We start from the raw sequence: 17,381 nt of genomic DNA, 5'->3' as shown, positions 1-17,381 counted from the left end.
ATAATAAAGGGGTTTGCCATGACATCTGAATTAGTAAGTACTGTATTTTTATCAGAAAAAAGAAAAAAGATCCTTCTTATGCTGATGAGTGGACCAACCACAATAGACAATATAAAAGAATCACTTGAAGGTAGCACCAGCGCAATAATGGCTCAGGTAAAGATCCTTCTCGAACAGGGGCTTATTGAACAGAAAGGTGATGATTACAAACTGACCTACGTCGGACGAATTGTCCTTAAAAAAATAGCTCCATTGATTAAAACACTCAATGTACTGGAAGGGAACAAGGAATACTGGCGAAGCAGAGATCTAAGTGGACTTCCCGAATCATCTCTTGATAACATTGGAGACCTAGGAGAAGTGCTTATCCACGAACCGGATCTTAGCCATTTGTTCGAACCACCAAAACAATTGCTGCAAAGTCTAAAGCAAGCAGAAAACGTATTAACACTTTATTCATATTTCTGCCCTTCCTGTCCGTTAAACTATGCAGACCTAGGTAGAAGAGAAACAAACTTTACTCTCATTCTTACGAGATCAGTATACACAAGGCTAAAAGAGGAGTATGAAGAGCAATACAACACAATGATGCAATCAAAAAATTCAAGTTTGTATATTATTGAGGATGATGCAGCAAAACTGGGCGCACTTTCAATAACAGATGACCTTTTATTGATAGCATTTTTCAACAACGAAGGTGTATTTGACCATAAGAAATTACTTTGTTTCGAAGAAAGTGCACTTTCATGGGGAAAAGAGCTTTTCGAACATTATAAGCAAATTGCAGAAAAGATCAAATAAGCAAACTGGGATCCCCAGCATTTAAATTTGCTACATCTAATTATATTTTTCAAAAGCAGATATATGATCACGGTCGGAGCGGATCCGGCAAACTCAAATCATTTTTTAGCCGTGATCGCATTCTTACTTTTGATATTATCAACGCCATCATTTTTGTTCCTGCCTTTTTTTTTCACCACACCATAGTTCCTGAACATTGTGTCTTTGATAACTACAATTTGAATTGAAAATACACCATCGATAATACTACTGATAGCGATTTATTGTTAGAAATCGTTATAAGTATCTCAAATCGAATACTGTATATTAGTCAATAACACCGATCCAAAGATCATGTAATTGACACCACAAATCCTGGTGGTCATGGATGATATTTATGGACATATGAATAGCACCCTTCCCTGATCACCAGTACGAAGGAGGCATACTATGGAACAAAATGATGTGATCAATAATCTTACAGAAGCAGTTGTAACTGGCAAAAAAGATGATGCAATAAACTATGCAGAAAAAGCATTGGAACTGGGTATAGATCCATACATTGCAGTCATAGAAGGACTGGCAAAAGGTATGGAGATCATGGGAGAAAAATACGACAAAAAGGAAGCATACATGCCACAACTCATGATGGCATCAAATGCAATGTATGGTGGAATGGGCATTCTTACACCACATCTCAAAAAGGGAGAGGGAGAAAAATCAGCAGTTGTCATTATCGGATCAGTAGAAGGAGATGTTCACGATATTGGGAAGAATCTTGTAAAGACAATGCTGACAGCAAACGGATTTAATGCCGTGGACCTTGGAAAGGATGTAGAAATAAATGAATTTGCACAGGCAGCCATTGAGCACAAAGCAGATGTGATCTCTTTGAGCACCTTGATGACATCAACAATGGATAACATCGAAGCAACGATCAAACACATTCGCGACCAGGGTATCAGAGACAATGTAAAGATATTGATCGGTGGTGCACCTGTTACCAAAGCTTTTGCAGATGAAGTCGGAGCAGACGGAACTGCAACCGATGCCATGGAGGCTGCAAAGTTAGCAAAGGAGTTGATCACCGAACTGAATGATAACAGATGGAATTGAATTCGTTTGTTGATACTGTGATCCCAGAAGAAGGAATGTCGAGCAGATGACTACAGATCTGCCTGACATCCCTTCATCACCTTTAAAGGCACAAAATAATTAGAAAGATCAACAGACGATCCATTTCAATTTATAAAAGTTTGTTAGAAACAACGAAAGGATCATCGGTGTAAGATCAAGGAGTTCTGTTTATGAATGGATTACTTCCCCTGAGATACATTGAAAGCAAAAGCAGGATACTTGTCAATACTCCATTGTACTTTTGTCTGTTCATGCTTTTCACAATACTTGGCATTCTTGCATATTACATACTGACAAAAGATGAAATTACCCCTGCAATTATACTCTCTTTACTATGGATCGTTTTTTGGAAGAACAGCAAAACTGAAGGAAAAATATTCCTTGTGATAGCATCCGTTTTTGGTTACATACATGAATTATTGGGTGTACAATACGGATACTTCACATACCTCAGTGGTGCAATAGGAAATGTTCCGATCTGGATATTACCCGGTTATGGAACGATATTCTGGTCCTCCTACAATCTCTGGAAAATATTCGAAAAACAATATTCGAGATCCAAATGGTTCCATTTTACAGATCATTTTGTTATCTTAAGTTTTGTTCTGCTCATACTGGTAGACTACAGCTACTTTGATCTGACAAAGGACCCTCTAAACACATCTATTAAATTTGCAATTGTATTTATGCTGTTTAGGAATTTCAATATGCTAAGACTTGCATACTTTACAGGTTTCTTCACAGTCCTTACTGAAACTGCAGGAGAAACACTTGGAACATGGTCACATCCAACCTTTTCATTACTTTCCCTGATGGCAGGATACGTATTCCTTCTCTGGATATGCCTGTCACTGGCTGAAGTAATAGAAGCAAGGAAAGGAAAACATCATGGAAATTATCAACTGATAAATTGCATATCTGCATTGAAAGGATTTGTAAACGGACAGAAAGAATGGACAAAAAGAGAGGCAACTGCCGCATTTTTGTTAACATCATTCTATACTTTATCTTTGCTTGGGCTGACTGCAGTCTAAGAATTTTATTTTCCTGATAATGAGGAATGATCATGTGCTTGGAAATTCAACAGGTCTTTGAAATTCAAAAGAAGAATGCCCCCAACCTTGCACGAATGAATGCAGAGCAGCGGCTGGAACGTCTCAGACGCATCGAGAACTATCTTCAGGATGAGGAACGTTTAAGAGAGCTTTACAAAGCTATGTATAGCGATTTTCGCAAACCTGAAACTGAAGTAATAGCTACAGAGATCGGAATTGTTCAGGCACATATCAGTCATATAAAACGAAACCTTCACAAATGGATGAGAAATAAAAAAGTGCCCACGCCACTTCCACTTGTGGGAACAAGATCGCATATAAGATATGAGCCTAAGGGTGTTGTTCTTATCATAGCACCATGGAATTTCCCATTCAATCTTTCACTGGTGCCTCTTGTTTATGCCATTGCAGCCGGGAATACTGTCATACTGAAACCCAGTGAAATGGCTGCTCACACTTCAGCTTACATATCACTTATGGTGTATGAGCTATTTGACGAAAGTGAAGTCGCAGTTTTCCAAGGCAATGAATCAATTGCACAGGAACTCCTGGACATTCCTTTCAACCATATTTACTTCACAGGCAGCCCACGTGTTGGAAAAGTAATAATGTCCAGGGCTGCACGCCATTTGTCCAGTGTTACTTTGGAACTGGGTGGAAAGTCACCGGCAATCATCGATGAAACAGCAAATGTAAAGAAAATTGCAAAAAATCTTGTGTGGGCAAAATTTATCAATAACGGTCAGGCATGCATAGCACCGGATTATCTCATAGTCCATGAATCTGTCAAAGACTGTCTTGTAAAAGAGTTTGGAAAGGCATTGAACCAACTTTATGATCCGTCAGGAGATGGGATACAGAATTGTCCCGATTACTGCCGTATAATCAATGGTCATCACTACGATCGACTCCGTTCACTGTATAACGATGCATGTGAAAAAAATGCTCAAGTATTGTATGGTGGTGATTTTGATGATTCTGAACTTTATATTGCTCCTACATTATTAGACAATATTTCTGATGACATGAACATAATGCAGGAAGAAATATTCGGCCCTCTGCTGCCAATGATAACATACAGCAACAGGCAAGATGTGCATTCTATCATAGAAAACAACCCATCGCCATTAATTCTCTACATTGCTAGCCAGGACCAGGATAATATAGACTATTTTATGAACAACATTTCCTCTGGAAGCACTCTCACTAATGATTATATGCTCAGCTACAGCAATCCCCACCTACCCTTTGGAGGAATAAACAACAGCGGTATCGGAAAGACCCTGGGCTTCCACGGGTTTTTGGGATTCTCCAACGAGCGAGCAGTTATGCAGCGGAAATGGGGCTCAATGGGAATGTTATATCCCCCTTACACTGAAAATATCCAGAATATCTTAAAGATCGTCTACAGGTGGATGTGATCAAGATGGAACATCTGAACAATGATGGAAGGGAAGATGATCACAATGAAAGAACCGTCCTCATTACGGGAGGATCAAGTGGCATAGGGCTTGAGCTGGCAAAGCTGTTTGCTAAAGATGGTTATCAGTTGTTGCTAGTAGCAAAACCGGAAGAAGAATTGATCAATGCTCGCAAAATTCTGCAAAAGATCGATCCAGACACCCGAATCTTATTGAGATCAATTGATCTGTCTAAACCCGGAAGTTCACAGGAAGTCTATTCATTTTCAAAAGAGAACTGTTCCCGGATAGATGTATTGGTCAACTGTGCAGGATTTGGAACATACGGTTTCATAAATGATATAAACAGCCAGCGTGAGCACGACATGCTACACCTTCATGTACTGACACTCTACGACCTTACACGTCTGTATCTTAAAGACATGGTGGAACGCGATGAAGGTCACATCATAAATATGGCTTCCATATCGGCCTTTCAGCCAAATCCTAATTTTACGACATACGGAGCCAGCAAGAGCTTTGTCCTTCAATTTAGCCGCGGTCTGAATTATGAACTTCGGGAACGTGGTTCAAAAGTACATGTAATGGCGGTCTGTCCAACAGCGGTCAAAGGAACCGGATTCCAGAAAGCTGCCAGAATGGAGAAAACGAAAACTTTCAGTTCGTGGATGGCAACAACGCCTGAAACTGTGGCGCTCGATACCTACCGTTCAATGCAGAAAAAAAAGGACATGATCATACCGGGACGTGTTTTTCATTTGATACACATTATCGCCTCACGACTGCCGACAAAATGGGTGGTAAAACTTTCACGTTCTCAACTAAGAGAATAATAATCGCAAATTTGAAAAGAAGGGGAGTAAAATGGATGCAATAACAAAAGGAACAACAAATTGTATGGTTTGTGGTAATGACATTAGTTATCATGATCATACATGCAAAGCAAAATGCTATTATTGTGGAGCTGAAGAAGATACCTACATGTGCTGTGAAAGTGCACATTATGTATGTGACAAATGTCACAGCTCAGATGCATTGGAGATCATTGAAAGTGTTTGCATGAACACGGACCTGAAGAACCCGATACTGATCGCAGAAAAGATGATGGCGCATCCAAAAATACCGATGCATGGCCCTGAACACCACTCGCTTGTACCTGCTGCCCTTATAGCTGCATACCTGAATTTTGTAGGCCAAAAGGACGATGCCAAAATAATGGAAGGTATAAAGAGAGGGAAAAAAGTATCGGGAGGATTTTGTGGTTATCAGGGAGCATGCGGCGGAGGTATTGGAACAGGAATTGCAATAAGTGTTCTATTGAATGCTACACCACTAACCCCGAAAGAGCGTTCGCATGCAAACCTGGGAACTTCCAGAACATTGAAAGCAATTGCCGATGCCGGTGGAGCACGATGTTGCAAAAAAGCTACCAGGCTTTCTCTGAAGGAAGGGATGAGATATTTATCTGAACTATTTGGGATCAATTGGATAAATGAATTTGATACGAATGTTGAATGCCACTACACTCAATACAATGGACAATGTGACAAGGATTGTGTTTACAGGATAAGTGAACACAATAACTCATTTGTAATACCCATAGACACGAAAAACTGATCACTAAACACAATATGGATTGCAGACCTTTTTATCATTTTCGAAATTAACTTTATTTATTCCTATTTTTAATTGATATTTTTGGAACGGAACTAAAAAAAGTAAATTTTGCTCTCAAGCATTATCAGTTCTACTATCAGTTTTCAAAGAAAATACTTTTGTATAAATGACCGATGCGAGGATCCCACCTGCAAGTGGTCCGATCCAATATACCAGATGATCTGCCCAATGTCCCAGGACCAGAGCAGGACCAAATGTCCTTGCCGGGTTCATTGATGCACCTGTCAGACTTCCACCTACAATGATATCCAGGAATACAATAGCTCCGATGATGACTCCTGCATGCTTGGTCGAAGTTCTGTTATCTATAGCAGCTCCAAAAATAGTGAATACCAGCATAAAAGTGAGAATTGCTTCGATAATCGTGCCTGTAACGAAAGTTACATCTGATGCCAGAACTGTTGTTTCCAAAGTCATTCTTCCTGCATCTGAGGGAAATATATATGACAAGAAAACGCAGGCACCTATTGCCCCCATCAGTTGGGATACAATATAAGAGATAGTATTTTTCAGTTCAATTTGTCCTGTAACGAACAGCGAAGCAGTTACTGCAGGATTAATGTGGGCACCTGATATGTTTCCGATGGAATAGACTGCGATCATAACTATAATACCACATGCAGCTGCTATGCCGAAAATATCGAATGAACCGTGGAAGGGGAAATTCACATTTACTGAGCCAACGGCAACAAGCACCAGAGCGAATGTTCCTATAAATTCTGCCAGACTTTTTTCTATTGAATTTACCAAGAAAATCCCTCCATATTTTATGAAAGAACAAAAAATAACCTCGTAGTAAAATAAAAATGCTCATGTCTCCCAAAGGAGACAGAAAGCAACTCGACTGTTCTTGAGATGGATGAAATTGTCAGCTCAATTGCTAACTTTGTGATCATCCATCCTTTTCACATTCATTATCCTCTGGTCCAGAATAGCACCACAATCACATGATCCGTCATAGATCGCGGAAATATCACGTGTGCGATATCGTATTAGAGGCATGCACCTGCGCCTTAATGTAGTGACCACAAGTTCTCCCTCTTCCCCGGGGGGCAGGATCTCGCAGGTTTTTGGATCAATAACTTCTATCAGGAAATCAGGGTTATTCACATGTAAACCATCCTGCCCCTCACATTCAATAGCATTTGCCAGTCCAAGTTCTGTCATCCCCCACTGCCTGGCAGCCTTGCAGCCCCAAACACTTTCGATCACCATTCTCATGGTTTCAGTTAAAGGTTCAGATGAACAAATTATCTTTTTAATACCAAGATCCATTAGATCTTCGATCTTGTTTGCCGCTACTGAAAAATCATAGATGAACGATGATGTGCCGATAATTACGGTCGTCCCATGTTCTTTTATGGTGTTGATCTGGCTCTGTGCATCAACGGAATCATTTATCACAGAACGGAAACCTGCAAGATCACAGGCCCTGCTTAGAACAAGTCCGGGGTCCCAGGTTGCTGTTATTGTGGGATACATGATCTGCAAAGTGTCCTCATTGGAGTCCATTCCTGCCATCTTCAACCCGGAAATTACAGAATCAACGATCTCAAGCAACTCTCCCTGCGTATATGCTACTCTTTTTAACATATTTGTAGTTCCTGAACTTGTGAACTCACGGGCAATTTCCTTCCTGGAAACACAGAGAAAATGATAGGGATGGGATGCCAGTTGGTCCTGGTCGGTCAGAGGGATCTTTGCCAGATCTTCATATGTGTTTATCTGGGAGGATTCGAGACCTTCTTTTGCATACAGCTCCTTGTAGAACGGACTGTTCTCAGATGCATAATCCATCAGTTCCTTCAATTTCAGAAGTTTGTATGCTTTTATATCATCCCTGTCAAGATCTTGGCCATCAAACAGTTTTTTCAACTCTTTGTCTTTACCAATATCTTTTTTGATCTTAGCTACGCCCCACTGTTCCAATGGATTTCCATGTATGGTCTTTATTTTTCTGGAATCCAGCTTTCTTTTTGCTACATTCATTCGAATGGATGTACTGATCTTTTCAGGAAGATTCAATCTCATTACCTCCGTTACTATTATCAAATCACAACTTAAACTCCATAATTTCGATCAAAAAGAAATGGAGATATCAATCGTCCATTCCAATTACCTTGTTCTTGTTACGATACAGGAAATCACCATTACAATTGCTAAGATTGTAATTGCAAAAAGGGATCAGTTTTCCATCTTGTGTCACTACGTGTATGCAACAATTCTCAACACGTTCCTTTTCATATGACCACACATCCTGGAATGCCATTGTTGAAATGGTCAGGTATTTGTTCATGCTCATTTCAATAAAATCTGCCCAGCCACCGCTGGAGCGGCAGCAAGAGCTTTCCATGGGAATTGTTTCAAGTGAAATGGCATTATTCGGCTTTTCACAACAAGAGGACGAAACATCATTTTTACTGGCATTAGCCAACGATGTTTTGCTAAGAAGTTCACCACATGATGGCTTTGAAAGCGGTTGTTGATCCGGATTTGAACCTTTCCACCTACCCATTATCGATTTCTTGGTTTTGTTAGCAACATCTGACTTTGAGCTCATAGCACCCATTGATACATTTGTTAATGGTACAAATTTGTCATTATCAATAAGTGTTAGACAGGTTGCTCCACAGTGTGCGGTTGGCATCAAAGAAGGTGTGAAATTCTCTACTTTCAACTGCCCATCGGTTTGTGTCTCAATTTCTTCGAGCAATTCCAGAATTGTAGTCCTGCCTTCCATTTCAGCAGGAGACCTTCCGGAATAGAAGACCGGCTGGAAATGTACCCCTCTGACAGTTGGGACCTTTTGGCTTGCAAATTCGATTATCTTGCCAACTTCATGGAGGTTGTAGTTCTTTGCCACAAGAGGTACAAGTACAACCCCAATTCCGGCCTTTTCACATTTATTGATAACTTCAGCTTTTATATCAAACAGCTTTTTCCCGGTCCTCTGTAAATATACATCATCCGAAACACCATCAAATCCAAGATAAATTGCATCGATGCCTGCTGCTTTTATACGGTCGAAATAATCCTGGTCCCGGGCAATTCGACGACCATTGGTGTTCAGTTCAACATGTGAGATTCCAACTTCTTTTGCCATTTTGATGATTTCAGGCAGATCATTCCTTAATGTCGGTTCTCCACCGGAGATCTGAACACAGGTTGGTTCATTTGAACATGATCTTACTGCTTCGAACATTCCTCTTATCGTATCCATGTCCGGATCATTACTGGCATCAGATGTAGAATCTGCAAAACAATATGTACAGCCCAGATCACACCTGTCGGTTATTTCTACAATTGCAAGACAGGTATCCTGTTTGTGGGAGGGGCAGATGCCACAGTCATAAGGACAGCCTTTATTTACATCAGTCAAAGGTGCTTTAACTCTCGCCCGATCTACGTCGAAACACTCTTCCATCTTTAGGTAGTGGTCTACGTCCTTGGAAATGAGTGTAGTAAAACTACCATGTTCAGCACATTCTTTTTTAATGTATACTTTGCCATCCTCTACAAATTTGATACCCTCGATGGTCCTGAGACACTCAGGACAAAGGCTACCAACTGTACTAATTTGTTTCATCTTATCCCTCCCGGAGTTGTAGTTACACAGGTTTATCAGGCTCTTTTTTCTTCCAGGATGGATTCGGCTGTCTTCAGTGTCTTGGTAACGCCCTGAGTAATATAGATATCACCACATTTGGGGCAAACGATACCAGGCCCTGGTCTTGAAACATCCAGATAGGTCATATCAACATTCCTGTCCACTGCTTCTTCGTTACATTTGTGACAGGTCCATCCACTTTCGTCATCATATTCGACTTCAACGAAAGAACCACCGGTCAATCCGGCAACTTTCATCTTATGGGCATATGCGCTTTTCAGCTCAAATGCACCATTTGCGAGAGGAGAATAAACTGCATAGGTCGTCAGATTATCAGAATCGCCTCTTGCAATGAAAACTTCTCCGTCTGCATCCTTCAGTTTGTTACCACTGGATTCCGCACTCTCGATAATCTCCTGGATTTCTTCGATTCTAAACCCATTGTCTTTCAACAGGCTGTTCGTTTCATCAGATATATTTAGATCCATAGAATAACACTCCTTATCTTACCTTTTACACCATGTATTTCGAACATTAGAACTTCTCATATTTCCCGAAATCTTTTGCAGCTTTCACCAGTGCATGAACATTTCCAGGAGGAGCATTCGTTGGGCATTCACAGGAAGTTCCAATGATAAATCCTCTCGGACTATCCTTTCCTGCAAGGATCTGCTCTTTTGCCTGATCATATATCTGTTTTGGAGTACCACGATCTATCAACTTAGTATCAACTGTTCCAAAACAAGTACACCTGTTACCAAAGTGTTCGACAAGCTTTGATGCTGGGAAAATCTCATTACCGTCATATCCGATCTGAACAACAGTGAAAGGACTCATTGGAGCATCTTTCCATAGATCATAATCATCACTGTGATTTCCACAAAGGTGGTAATATATCCCAGGACCTGCACCTGCATTCATCATCTTTCGGACAGCTTTTGAGACTGGATTATAGCCGAATCTCTTGATCTGGTCCCTGTCCATCAGATCGCCACTTGCAATTACTGATCCTGTGATCATTACGTTTGCACCATAGCGGTTAGCTGTAGCTTTACAGGCATTTACCATGTGATCAGTAGCTTTGGATGTCAGCTTATCGACTAATTCAGGTTCAGTCATCATCCACATGAATACATCATCAATGGAAGCCCAATTTGTTGCCACTTCCATCGAGCCAGCCAGCTGAGTGATCGGAGCGAACATTTGAGGGAATTCATTTTTACATGTATCCAATGCTTCAAAATGTTTTGTCAGTGTAGGACCTTTTGCAAGATCTTCAGGGCTTAATACCTCAAAATTATCGACATCTGTAGCATCCTTTATTGGACGTTTGGTAATGCCTGGAGGTGCATTTGCCTGAACCTTCACTTTAGCTCCGTAATCTTCACCCCAATAATCCGCATAGAGGTAATGACCTACCGGAGTCACATCATACATTTCACATGTATGACAGACCATTCTCATTGCTTCTGCCGGATTTTGCCAAAAATAGCCAACGTTTTTCTTGAAAACGCTTGCTGCATGTGACAGAATTATCGGATCCACAATTATTCTTTCCGAGGGAGTATCTACAAACGGAGTAGTCCATAAATTCCCTGCATTTTCTAGCCAATCTTTATCCATTGGTGCATAATCTTCTGACGGCATGATTTTATCACCCAATATGTTTATATTTCGTATCAATAGTCTGAGTGGTAAATTTTTCCAAAGTTACCACTCACGATCACCGATGTTGTATCTTTCTTCGATCCATATCAATAGAATGAAGATGCTGTTCTATTGACTAATAATTGATATCTTACTGAGAACATATATAATAACCCGGAATTAGAAATCGACACTCCTCGCGTTGTCAAAGACCTGTTCCCGGTTCAAATTATGATCATTCAACAGCATGTATTCAGAAACTAAGCCATGTTAGAAAACCATCTGATGAAAAAAAATAACAGCTTTGATAATATCAAACCCATGAATACCTTAGGGTATAACATTTGGATCAATTGATCGATCTTATGAAAATAAAAAAACGAAAAAAGACAATATTACAAATATGCGGTCATAGTTTTGAATGTTCAGATAATGCACTCAAATCCAAATAATGTGATCAAAAGTTAATGTAATTTCATTCAGATATTTCTTGCAATCTCATTTGCATTTGTAATTGCCTTCCACAAATTTCCGGGTTCGCTTGAATCTCCTATAGAATATATTTCTTTAGCTGAATTCTCTTTCAGTAACTGGTTGAACAGGGAATTATTGGGTTTGCCGGAAGTTGCAAACAGAACAAGATCAGCATTTAGTTCCAGTTCCTCTACATTGCCAGGATCAAGATCTTTTTCAAACGGATTATTCACATTTTCAGGAATAAGTGCTTTCCATGGTGTATAGGGAGCTTTTCTACCTTTGTTCACAGCTAAATAGGCTTTATTTCCTGAAAAACGTATTACTTCCGAAGCATTATAAGCTTTGATAGGTGTTTTCAAGACATCGTCTTTTTTCCCGGAAGGTGAACCTTCTCCCATCATCATCCATAACATCTGGGATCTGTTCGCCATAACTGTCTTTGGGATCAGATCTTTGTTCTTCCCGACAACAACTACATTAAGGTCTTTTTCATAAGCAAGAGAATAGCCGACTTCACATCCCATAATTCCCCCACCTATTACCAGAACATCTTTCACACCATCCGGAATATCCATATCATTTTTAAGAAATTCGCGAACTTCTGCGTATCGGATACTTTCCAGACCTTCTATATTAGGTATTGAAGTTTCCAGTCCGGTACAACAAAGGATCACATCGAATTTATTGTTGATATCATCAGGAGTCACTACTTTATTGAATTCAACTTTAAGGCCATCCTCTATCAATAGATCGAGTTGAAACTGAAGATTCTCAAGGTAACGTCTGATATCATGTTTGATCCCCATTTTCCCGGCAAAATGAAGTTGACCCCCGATATGGTCCGTTTTTTCAAAAAGGGTTACATCATATCCTCTTTTGTGTGCGGTTATTGCAGCCTCACAACCGGCCGGTCCTGCGCCTATAACAGCAATTCTTTTCATAACATCCGTTCGGATCAATTTTTTGCAATCCTCAAAACCCGTATAGGGATTTACCGTACAGCAGGAATGACCGCCCATCTTGAACGATTCAATGCAGCCTTCCTGATCCCCGATGCAGTGTACTATTTCATTTACTCTTCCTTCCTTCACTTTCTTGGTCCAGTTAGGATCGGCCAGAAGGGGTCTTCCAAGCATAACATAGTCTGCCCATCCATTGTCCAGGACCTTTTCAGCAAATTCAGGTTTTCCCAGTTTCCCCACAGCTATCACTTTTGCATCGATGTTCTCTTTCCAGAAATAAGATCTCAATCTGCCAGCGAGTTCTTCAGCATAGATGGCATCATCAAAATATGCAGGAGGATGAGGCCAGAACCAGTTATCATAACAGCCTTTATCCACATCAAATGCATCCACTCCGGCCTCATGAAGTACTTTGCAAAATTCGAGCCCCTCTTCAATTCTGCGTTCCTTTCCACGAAATTGCTTTTTAAAAATTTCTTTACCATAACTTTCCTCTAAGGCCTGAGTAAGGTCGATCCTATATATTATGGGAAAATCTTCACCACATCTTTTTTTGATCTCCTTTACAACATCGATACCGAACTGGAACTTATTTTTGTACCTGCCTATCTTACGTCTGTTCCACGGATCAGAGGTTAGTTGGTCCATTAGGTAACCTTCATGTCCATGTATCTGGACACCGTCAAAACCAGAAACTTTTGCATTAACTGCACATTGACCGAAGCTTTTGACGATCTTTCTTATTTTTCTGTCAGATAGTGGAAAATGTGGGATCTGTGGAACGTAAAAATTCTTGTTAAATGAAGATGACCTTAAGACCTTCCCTTTCAAAGCAGGCTCAGGAGAACCAACCCTGCCAAGCCCGGCAGATAGTTGAATGAATATTTTAGAACCATAGGGTCTTACTGCAGAAGTCAAGTCCCTCCATCCCGAAAGACGAGTCCTTGAAGTGCCATCTATGCGTGGAAAATATGTAGTATCATTGTCTTCCGAAACGGTAGGGTCAATTCCAAAAGAGACGGGGACCAGACCCGTTATCAATAGACCGGTACCACCTTTTGCTCGCTCTCTATAGTAAGCGATCATCTTTTCCGTAGGACGCCCAATAGGATCAGCCATATTTATGTTGGCCATTGGAGCCATAATGACCCTATTCATCAAATTACATGTACCTATATTCGAAGGTTCGAACAATTTTTCAAAAGCCATCTGTTTCTTCCTACGTATTTTATGAAAATATAATTTGCACAGATATGTTTAAAATTAACTTCGAGGAAACGTGTTAGACGTAATATTACTTTGCATTGATCACTATTATATTAATGGTTTTGATTATATCAAAGGCTTTGATTCCCGAAGATGAGTCGTTATATATATCTCAACAAGCATTTTTTTCATTAGTGAATCATGTTTGTGAGGTAAAACAAATGGACATAGAAGAGAAGAAATTAATGGACGATATGAGTCGAGATGAAAGATATTCTGATGAATTAAAGCGAAGAGGAGTTAGTAAAAATCTGTTTGATGCGAACAGAATGATAACATGTCCGAAATGTGGAACATCTTTTAGTCTATTTTACTCAAGAGCAAAACTTTGTACCGGCTGTCCAAGTTCGATAACCGGATGTGAAAATGCACGTTGTACAAGTTGCGATAGTGAATTCCCATTGAATAATTTCATGTCTAAAAACTCTTCGAGGATAGCATCCAATTATATGGGATCTGTAGTACAACGTTATCAGGATACATTCGGATATAGTCCGTGGGAATGAAACATCATTTCCACAGTGCGAATTTATTATTAGACGAATCTGTAACAGAAGACTCGTCCTATTTTTATTTCAGTACACGCCCTTCAAAAACCCGGAAATGTATCACCTCCTCATATCTGATGAGAACTAACGTGCGATCGATATAGTCGAGGAGACAGACTTGAAGGTGTCTTGATCAGATAGAGCTTTAATTCAGATCATGACTTCGTCCTTTTTCTAAGAACTCTGCCTTATTGGCATATCATGGCCTAAGATGTTGATTTTGGATCGATGGCCAGAACAAATCAGGACTCCAGATCAATGTCTATAAAGGGGTATTTCAGTTACCGATGTTAGTAATGGTAGGAGTTCTGTATATCTGAAATAAGTTAACTATACTATCCCCTCAGTTCCATTAAAGTATAGTCTTAAGTAGAAAGGCTCTCAAATTATTAATTGAACATAGGGGGTATATAACTTTGCAAAAAGAAAAGGATAGTTCATCACTTCAGCCAGAACCACTACCTAATCCAGAACCGGAACCAGAACCTTCACCTGAACCAGTTCCATATCCCGAACCAACCAAAAAGCCACGGGATAAGAAGGATTGATCTAAATATCAGATATGGGGCAAAGACCTCTGTTTTAAAAGCTGAGATCATTGCTTACATGTAATGCTGTTGGAAAAAGCAGAGGTAATTTGAAGGTTTATAGCCATGATAAACAGAGTATATATTTCCCACTCAGAACAGGACAAAGGCCTGGCCCAGGAACTGGAAGATGCCTTGTTGGCGGTGAACCTGGAAAGCTTTTCATCTTCGCTCAACAAGGCCGAATCGCTCTCCGAGGCAGAGCTTATCAGCTTTGGTATTCGTCATTCGGACTGCATGATCGTCATTCTTTCAATGGATGGATTATTATCACCTAAAGTGAACCAGGAGATCGGTCTGGCTGTGGGTACGGATCAGTTGATCATTCCATTGTTAGAATACGGAGAGAAACTTCCGGTTTTAATAGGTCATCTGCCAGCCATAAGATTTTATAGGAATAACTATGAAAATGCACTGGGAGCGGTCATAAAGGACATCCGGCAGCTCACCAATCTGGAATGGCTGAAAATAAAATGTCCTCACTGCGGAGAGGAAATGACGCAGTACATAACGCCTCAGGAAGAAGTCGAGAAGGTTATTATCGAAGGTTCGGATCTTAAGACCATGTGCAGCTACTGTGAAAATGCTTTTTTCCTGGATCCAAGGACATTCAGACCTCGTTCCCCGGAAACTTTCTCACATGAGCATTCCGAATGAATGTTCTATCAATACTTTCAACCCCTTCAGATCAAACTATATCCTAATTTAGAGATCTCAACGAGCATAAAAATAAGGGTAAAATTACCCACAACCAACGGAACGATCATTTTACGGAATGGAAATCCCACTATTGCAAGTGCTATTGCGATCACATCACTTGGAAGAGGGGTCAATGAATAAAAGAAGATTAGCATCATAGTTATTCTGTCATCGATCCGTCCCATCCATTTTGTCAGGCGAAATATAGTACCTGCATATTTTCCCTTAACGCATTGCTTGCTTTTTGTACCCAGATAGTAGAATACCAGATCTCCAAAAGTAAGACCTAAGCTTGCAACTAATGCGATCCCGATCGAATTTACCCCTCCCAGAGCTATTGCTATCAAGGCCGTGTAGAATGTGGTGGAGGTTAATGTGGAAACTCCACCGATCATAGCCAGCAGGAAGACAAAAATGTAAACGTTGCGTACTCCCAGCCTTTCGACTATTTCTCCCGGAGGATGGTAAAAAAGTAGAATTGACCATGAAACTATGAATAGAACAATTAGCCCGAGTATCAGGATGTTCCTATTACCACCATGGTGAACAACTGTCCCAATTTCATGATCATCTCTTTTTGATGGGATCAGTGTTTCATTTTTTGCCTGCATTGAACCTCTAATAATTTGAACATTTCTATGTTGAGATCCTTTCTTTTTTATCCCGTGAAAAACATCTCTTATTCGATCATTAAAAGCTAGCATTGTTTTTAGCTACTTGTACAACTACACCAAAATATTTAGTACTTGTTAATCAGAATACAGTCATTTTCTTGTGTTTTTTGTTGGAAACATACACATGGACCTTATTATGATTAAATATATATAGGATCCTTCAGTTTTAGGAAAGAAGACCTAGACAAAGTCAGATCCTTTTTTGTTACCAGGTTGTATATCAAAATCACTTAATAGTTTTAAAACATATTATCTATTACCGTACCATAAATAGTACGGTGAGGCAGTGAATCAGAAGGTAGAAAGCCATTGGGTATGAAAGCCCATAAATATTCAAAGTTTATTTGGCATTTGTAAATCCTTTAGGTCGACCTGAGATGGGAGGATATAGTGGGGTAGGGTCGCCCAATGATTGCCCGATGAGGTCGGCAATTCGGCCCCTGATCACTGCCATTATATTATTTTTCTACTACACATATCAATTCGGTAGTCATAGGTAACTCAGAAAAACCACATTTATACAAATAATTGCCATTTTTAGTATTAATAGTATTTGGAACTCCAGCTTTAATTGCCTGTCCTGATACCAAAGAGATATTAATGAAAGTCCGAATTTGAAGGGATCGCAAAAGTAAAAGTGCTCCCTGAGCCCTCTTCACTATCAACCCATATATTTCCGCCATGCATCTCAACATATTGCTTAACCAGTGTCAATCCTAACCCTGTACCTCCATATTTTTTCGTAATTGAAGGATCAGCCTGTTTAAAGCTCTCAAATATTTCATCATGCATATTTTTGGGAATGCCTATCCCGCTATCAGATACAGAGATCTCCATCATATTA

At 40.0% G+C, this 17,381-nt stretch carries 17 protein-coding genes; 9 read left to right on the top strand and 8 right to left on the bottom strand.

The features are described from left to right. The first annotated feature begins 18 nt into the window (after positions 1-18). The 6 genes from AC20MK_RS04775 (at position 19) to AC20MK_RS04750 (ending at position 6,010) form a co-directional block, all read left to right on the top strand. Positions 19-801 (top strand): helix-turn-helix transcriptional regulator, encoded by a 783-nt coding sequence (locus tag AC20MK_RS04775; protein ID WP_487356842.1) that lies wholly within the window; start codon positions 19-21, stop codon positions 799-801. Between the two features lie 429 nt (positions 802-1,230). Further along, the gene (locus AC20MK_RS04770; protein WP_487356841.1) at positions 1,231-1,896 is read left to right on the top strand and encodes a corrinoid protein; all 666 of its coding nucleotides are present in this window, start codon (positions 1,231-1,233) and stop codon (positions 1,894-1,896) included. A 191-nt stretch (positions 1,897-2,087) separates the two neighbouring features. Next, positions 2,088-2,951, top strand: coding sequence for a hypothetical protein (locus AC20MK_RS04765; protein ID WP_487356840.1), 864 nt, complete (start codon positions 2,088-2,090; stop codon positions 2,949-2,951). 32 nt (positions 2,952-2,983) lie between these two features. Continuing rightward, on the top strand, positions 2,984-4,393 hold the full coding sequence (locus AC20MK_RS04760) for an aldehyde dehydrogenase family protein (RefSeq protein WP_487356839.1): 1,410 nt from the start codon (positions 2,984-2,986) through the stop codon (positions 4,391-4,393). A 5-nt stretch (positions 4,394-4,398) separates the two neighbouring features. Beyond that, positions 4,399-5,226 (top strand): SDR family NAD(P)-dependent oxidoreductase, encoded by an 828-nt coding sequence (locus AC20MK_RS04755; protein WP_487357060.1) that lies wholly within the window; start codon positions 4,399-4,401, stop codon positions 5,224-5,226. Between the two features lie 31 nt (positions 5,227-5,257). Then, entirely contained in the window at positions 5,258-6,010 is a 753-nt protein-coding gene (locus AC20MK_RS04750) for a DUF5714 domain-containing protein (RefSeq protein WP_487356838.1), read from the top strand. Between the two features lie 114 nt (positions 6,011-6,124). On the opposite strand, the gene AC20MK_RS04745 is transcribed toward AC20MK_RS04750, so the two are convergent. The 6 genes from AC20MK_RS04745 to AC20MK_RS04720 form a co-directional block, all read right to left on the bottom strand. Further along, positions 6,125-6,820 carry an MIP/aquaporin family protein gene (locus AC20MK_RS04745; protein ID WP_487356837.1) on the bottom strand — a complete coding sequence of 232 codons (696 nt, stop codon included), beginning with the start codon at positions 6,818-6,820 and terminating at the stop codon, positions 6,125-6,127. 123 nt (positions 6,821-6,943) lie between these two features. Then, positions 6,944-8,101, bottom strand: a complete 1,158-nt coding sequence (locus AC20MK_RS04740) for a phenylacetate--CoA ligase family protein (protein WP_487356836.1) — start codon at positions 8,099-8,101, stop codon at positions 6,944-6,946. Positions 8,102-8,168: 67 nt separating this feature from the next. Then, on the bottom strand, positions 8,169-9,656 hold the full coding sequence (locus tag AC20MK_RS04735) for a radical SAM protein (RefSeq protein ID WP_487356835.1): 1,488 nt from the start codon (positions 9,654-9,656) through the stop codon (positions 8,169-8,171). Between the two features lie 35 nt (positions 9,657-9,691). Next, positions 9,692-10,165, bottom strand: a complete 474-nt coding sequence (locus AC20MK_RS04730) for a DUF7479 domain-containing protein (RefSeq protein WP_487356834.1) — start codon at positions 10,163-10,165, stop codon at positions 9,692-9,694. 46 nt (positions 10,166-10,211) lie between these two features. Continuing rightward, entirely contained in the window at positions 10,212-11,324 is a 1,113-nt protein-coding gene (locus AC20MK_RS04725; RefSeq protein ID WP_487356833.1) for a uroporphyrinogen decarboxylase family protein, read from the bottom strand. Positions 11,325-11,803: 479 nt separating this feature from the next. Beyond that, on the bottom strand, positions 11,804-13,972 hold the full coding sequence (locus tag AC20MK_RS04720; RefSeq protein WP_487356832.1) for an oxidoreductase: 2,169 nt from the start codon (positions 13,970-13,972) through the stop codon (positions 11,804-11,806). Between the two features lie 218 nt (positions 13,973-14,190). Between AC20MK_RS04720 and AC20MK_RS04715 the strand changes: the two genes are divergently transcribed. From AC20MK_RS04715 to AC20MK_RS04705, 3 genes are all read left to right on the top strand, one after another. Beyond that, a complete protein-coding gene (locus AC20MK_RS04715; protein WP_487356831.1) occupies positions 14,191-14,535 on the top strand; it encodes a hypothetical protein in 345 nt (114 codons plus the stop codon). A 458-nt stretch (positions 14,536-14,993) separates the two neighbouring features. After that, complete coding sequence (locus tag AC20MK_RS04710; RefSeq protein WP_487356830.1) at positions 14,994-15,125, top strand: hypothetical protein; 132 nt, start codon at positions 14,994-14,996, stop codon at positions 15,123-15,125. 105 nt (positions 15,126-15,230) lie between these two features. After that, positions 15,231-15,821 (top strand): toll/interleukin-1 receptor domain-containing protein, encoded by a 591-nt coding sequence (locus tag AC20MK_RS04705; protein ID WP_487356829.1) that lies wholly within the window; start codon positions 15,231-15,233, stop codon positions 15,819-15,821. Positions 15,822-15,847: 26 nt separating this feature from the next. Here the strand turns inward: AC20MK_RS04705 and AC20MK_RS04700 are convergent, their stop codons facing one another. Then, entirely contained in the window at positions 15,848-16,474 is a 627-nt protein-coding gene (locus tag AC20MK_RS04700; protein WP_487356828.1) for a hypothetical protein, read from the bottom strand. Between the two features lie 660 nt (positions 16,475-17,134). After that, a complete protein-coding gene (locus AC20MK_RS04695) occupies positions 17,135-17,377 on the bottom strand; it encodes an ATP-binding protein (protein WP_487356827.1) in 243 nt (80 codons plus the stop codon). Positions 17,378-17,381 lie beyond the last annotated feature (4 nt).

Source organism: Methanococcoides sp. DA23 (assembly GCF_057593895.1).
The sequence above is the reverse complement of the archived record's forward strand: the minus strand, read 5'-3'. Positions and strand labels throughout refer to the sequence as shown.

Bases quoted from the DNA above. Each gene is read 5' to 3' on its own strand.
- AC20MK_RS04775 (WP_487356842.1), top strand. From the start codon at position 19: ATGACATCTGAATTAGTAAGTACTGTATTTTTATCAGAAAAAAGAAAA.
- AC20MK_RS04770 (WP_487356841.1), top strand. From the start codon at position 1,231: ATGGAACAAAATGATGTGATCAATAATCTTACAGAAGCAGTTGTAACT.
- AC20MK_RS04765 (WP_487356840.1), top strand. From the start codon at position 2,088: ATGAATGGATTACTTCCCCTGAGATACATTGAAAGCAAAAGCAGGATA.
- AC20MK_RS04760 (WP_487356839.1), top strand. From the start codon at position 2,984: ATGTGCTTGGAAATTCAACAGGTCTTTGAAATTCAAAAGAAGAATGCC.
- AC20MK_RS04755 (WP_487357060.1), top strand. From the start codon at position 4,399: ATGGAACATCTGAACAATGATGGAAGGGAAGATGATCACAATGAAAGA.
- AC20MK_RS04750 (WP_487356838.1), top strand. From the start codon at position 5,258: ATGGATGCAATAACAAAAGGAACAACAAATTGTATGGTTTGTGGTAAT.
- AC20MK_RS04740 (WP_487356836.1), bottom strand. From the start codon at position 8,101: ATGAGATTGAATCTTCCTGAAAAGATCAGTACATCCATTCGAATGAAT.
- AC20MK_RS04735 (WP_487356835.1), bottom strand. From the start codon at position 9,656: ATGAAACAAATTAGTACAGTTGGTAGCCTTTGTCCTGAGTGTCTCAGG.
- AC20MK_RS04730 (WP_487356834.1), bottom strand. From the start codon at position 10,165: ATGGATCTAAATATATCTGATGAAACGAACAGCCTGTTGAAAGACAAT.
- AC20MK_RS04725 (WP_487356833.1), bottom strand. From the start codon at position 11,324: ATGCCGTCAGAAGATTATGCACCAATGGATAAAGATTGGCTAGAAAAT.
- AC20MK_RS04720 (WP_487356832.1), bottom strand. From the start codon at position 13,972: ATGGCTTTTGAAAAATTGTTCGAACCTTCGAATATAGGTACATGTAAT.
- AC20MK_RS04715 (WP_487356831.1), top strand. From the start codon at position 14,191: ATGGACATAGAAGAGAAGAAATTAATGGACGATATGAGTCGAGATGAA.
- AC20MK_RS04705 (WP_487356829.1), top strand. From the start codon at position 15,231: ATGATAAACAGAGTATATATTTCCCACTCAGAACAGGACAAAGGCCTG.
- AC20MK_RS04700 (WP_487356828.1), bottom strand. From the start codon at position 16,474: ATGCAGGCAAAAAATGAAACACTGATCCCATCAAAAAGAGATGATCAT.
- AC20MK_RS04695 (WP_487356827.1), bottom strand. From the start codon at position 17,377: ATGATGGAGATCTCTGTATCTGATAGCGGGATAGGCATTCCCAAAAAT.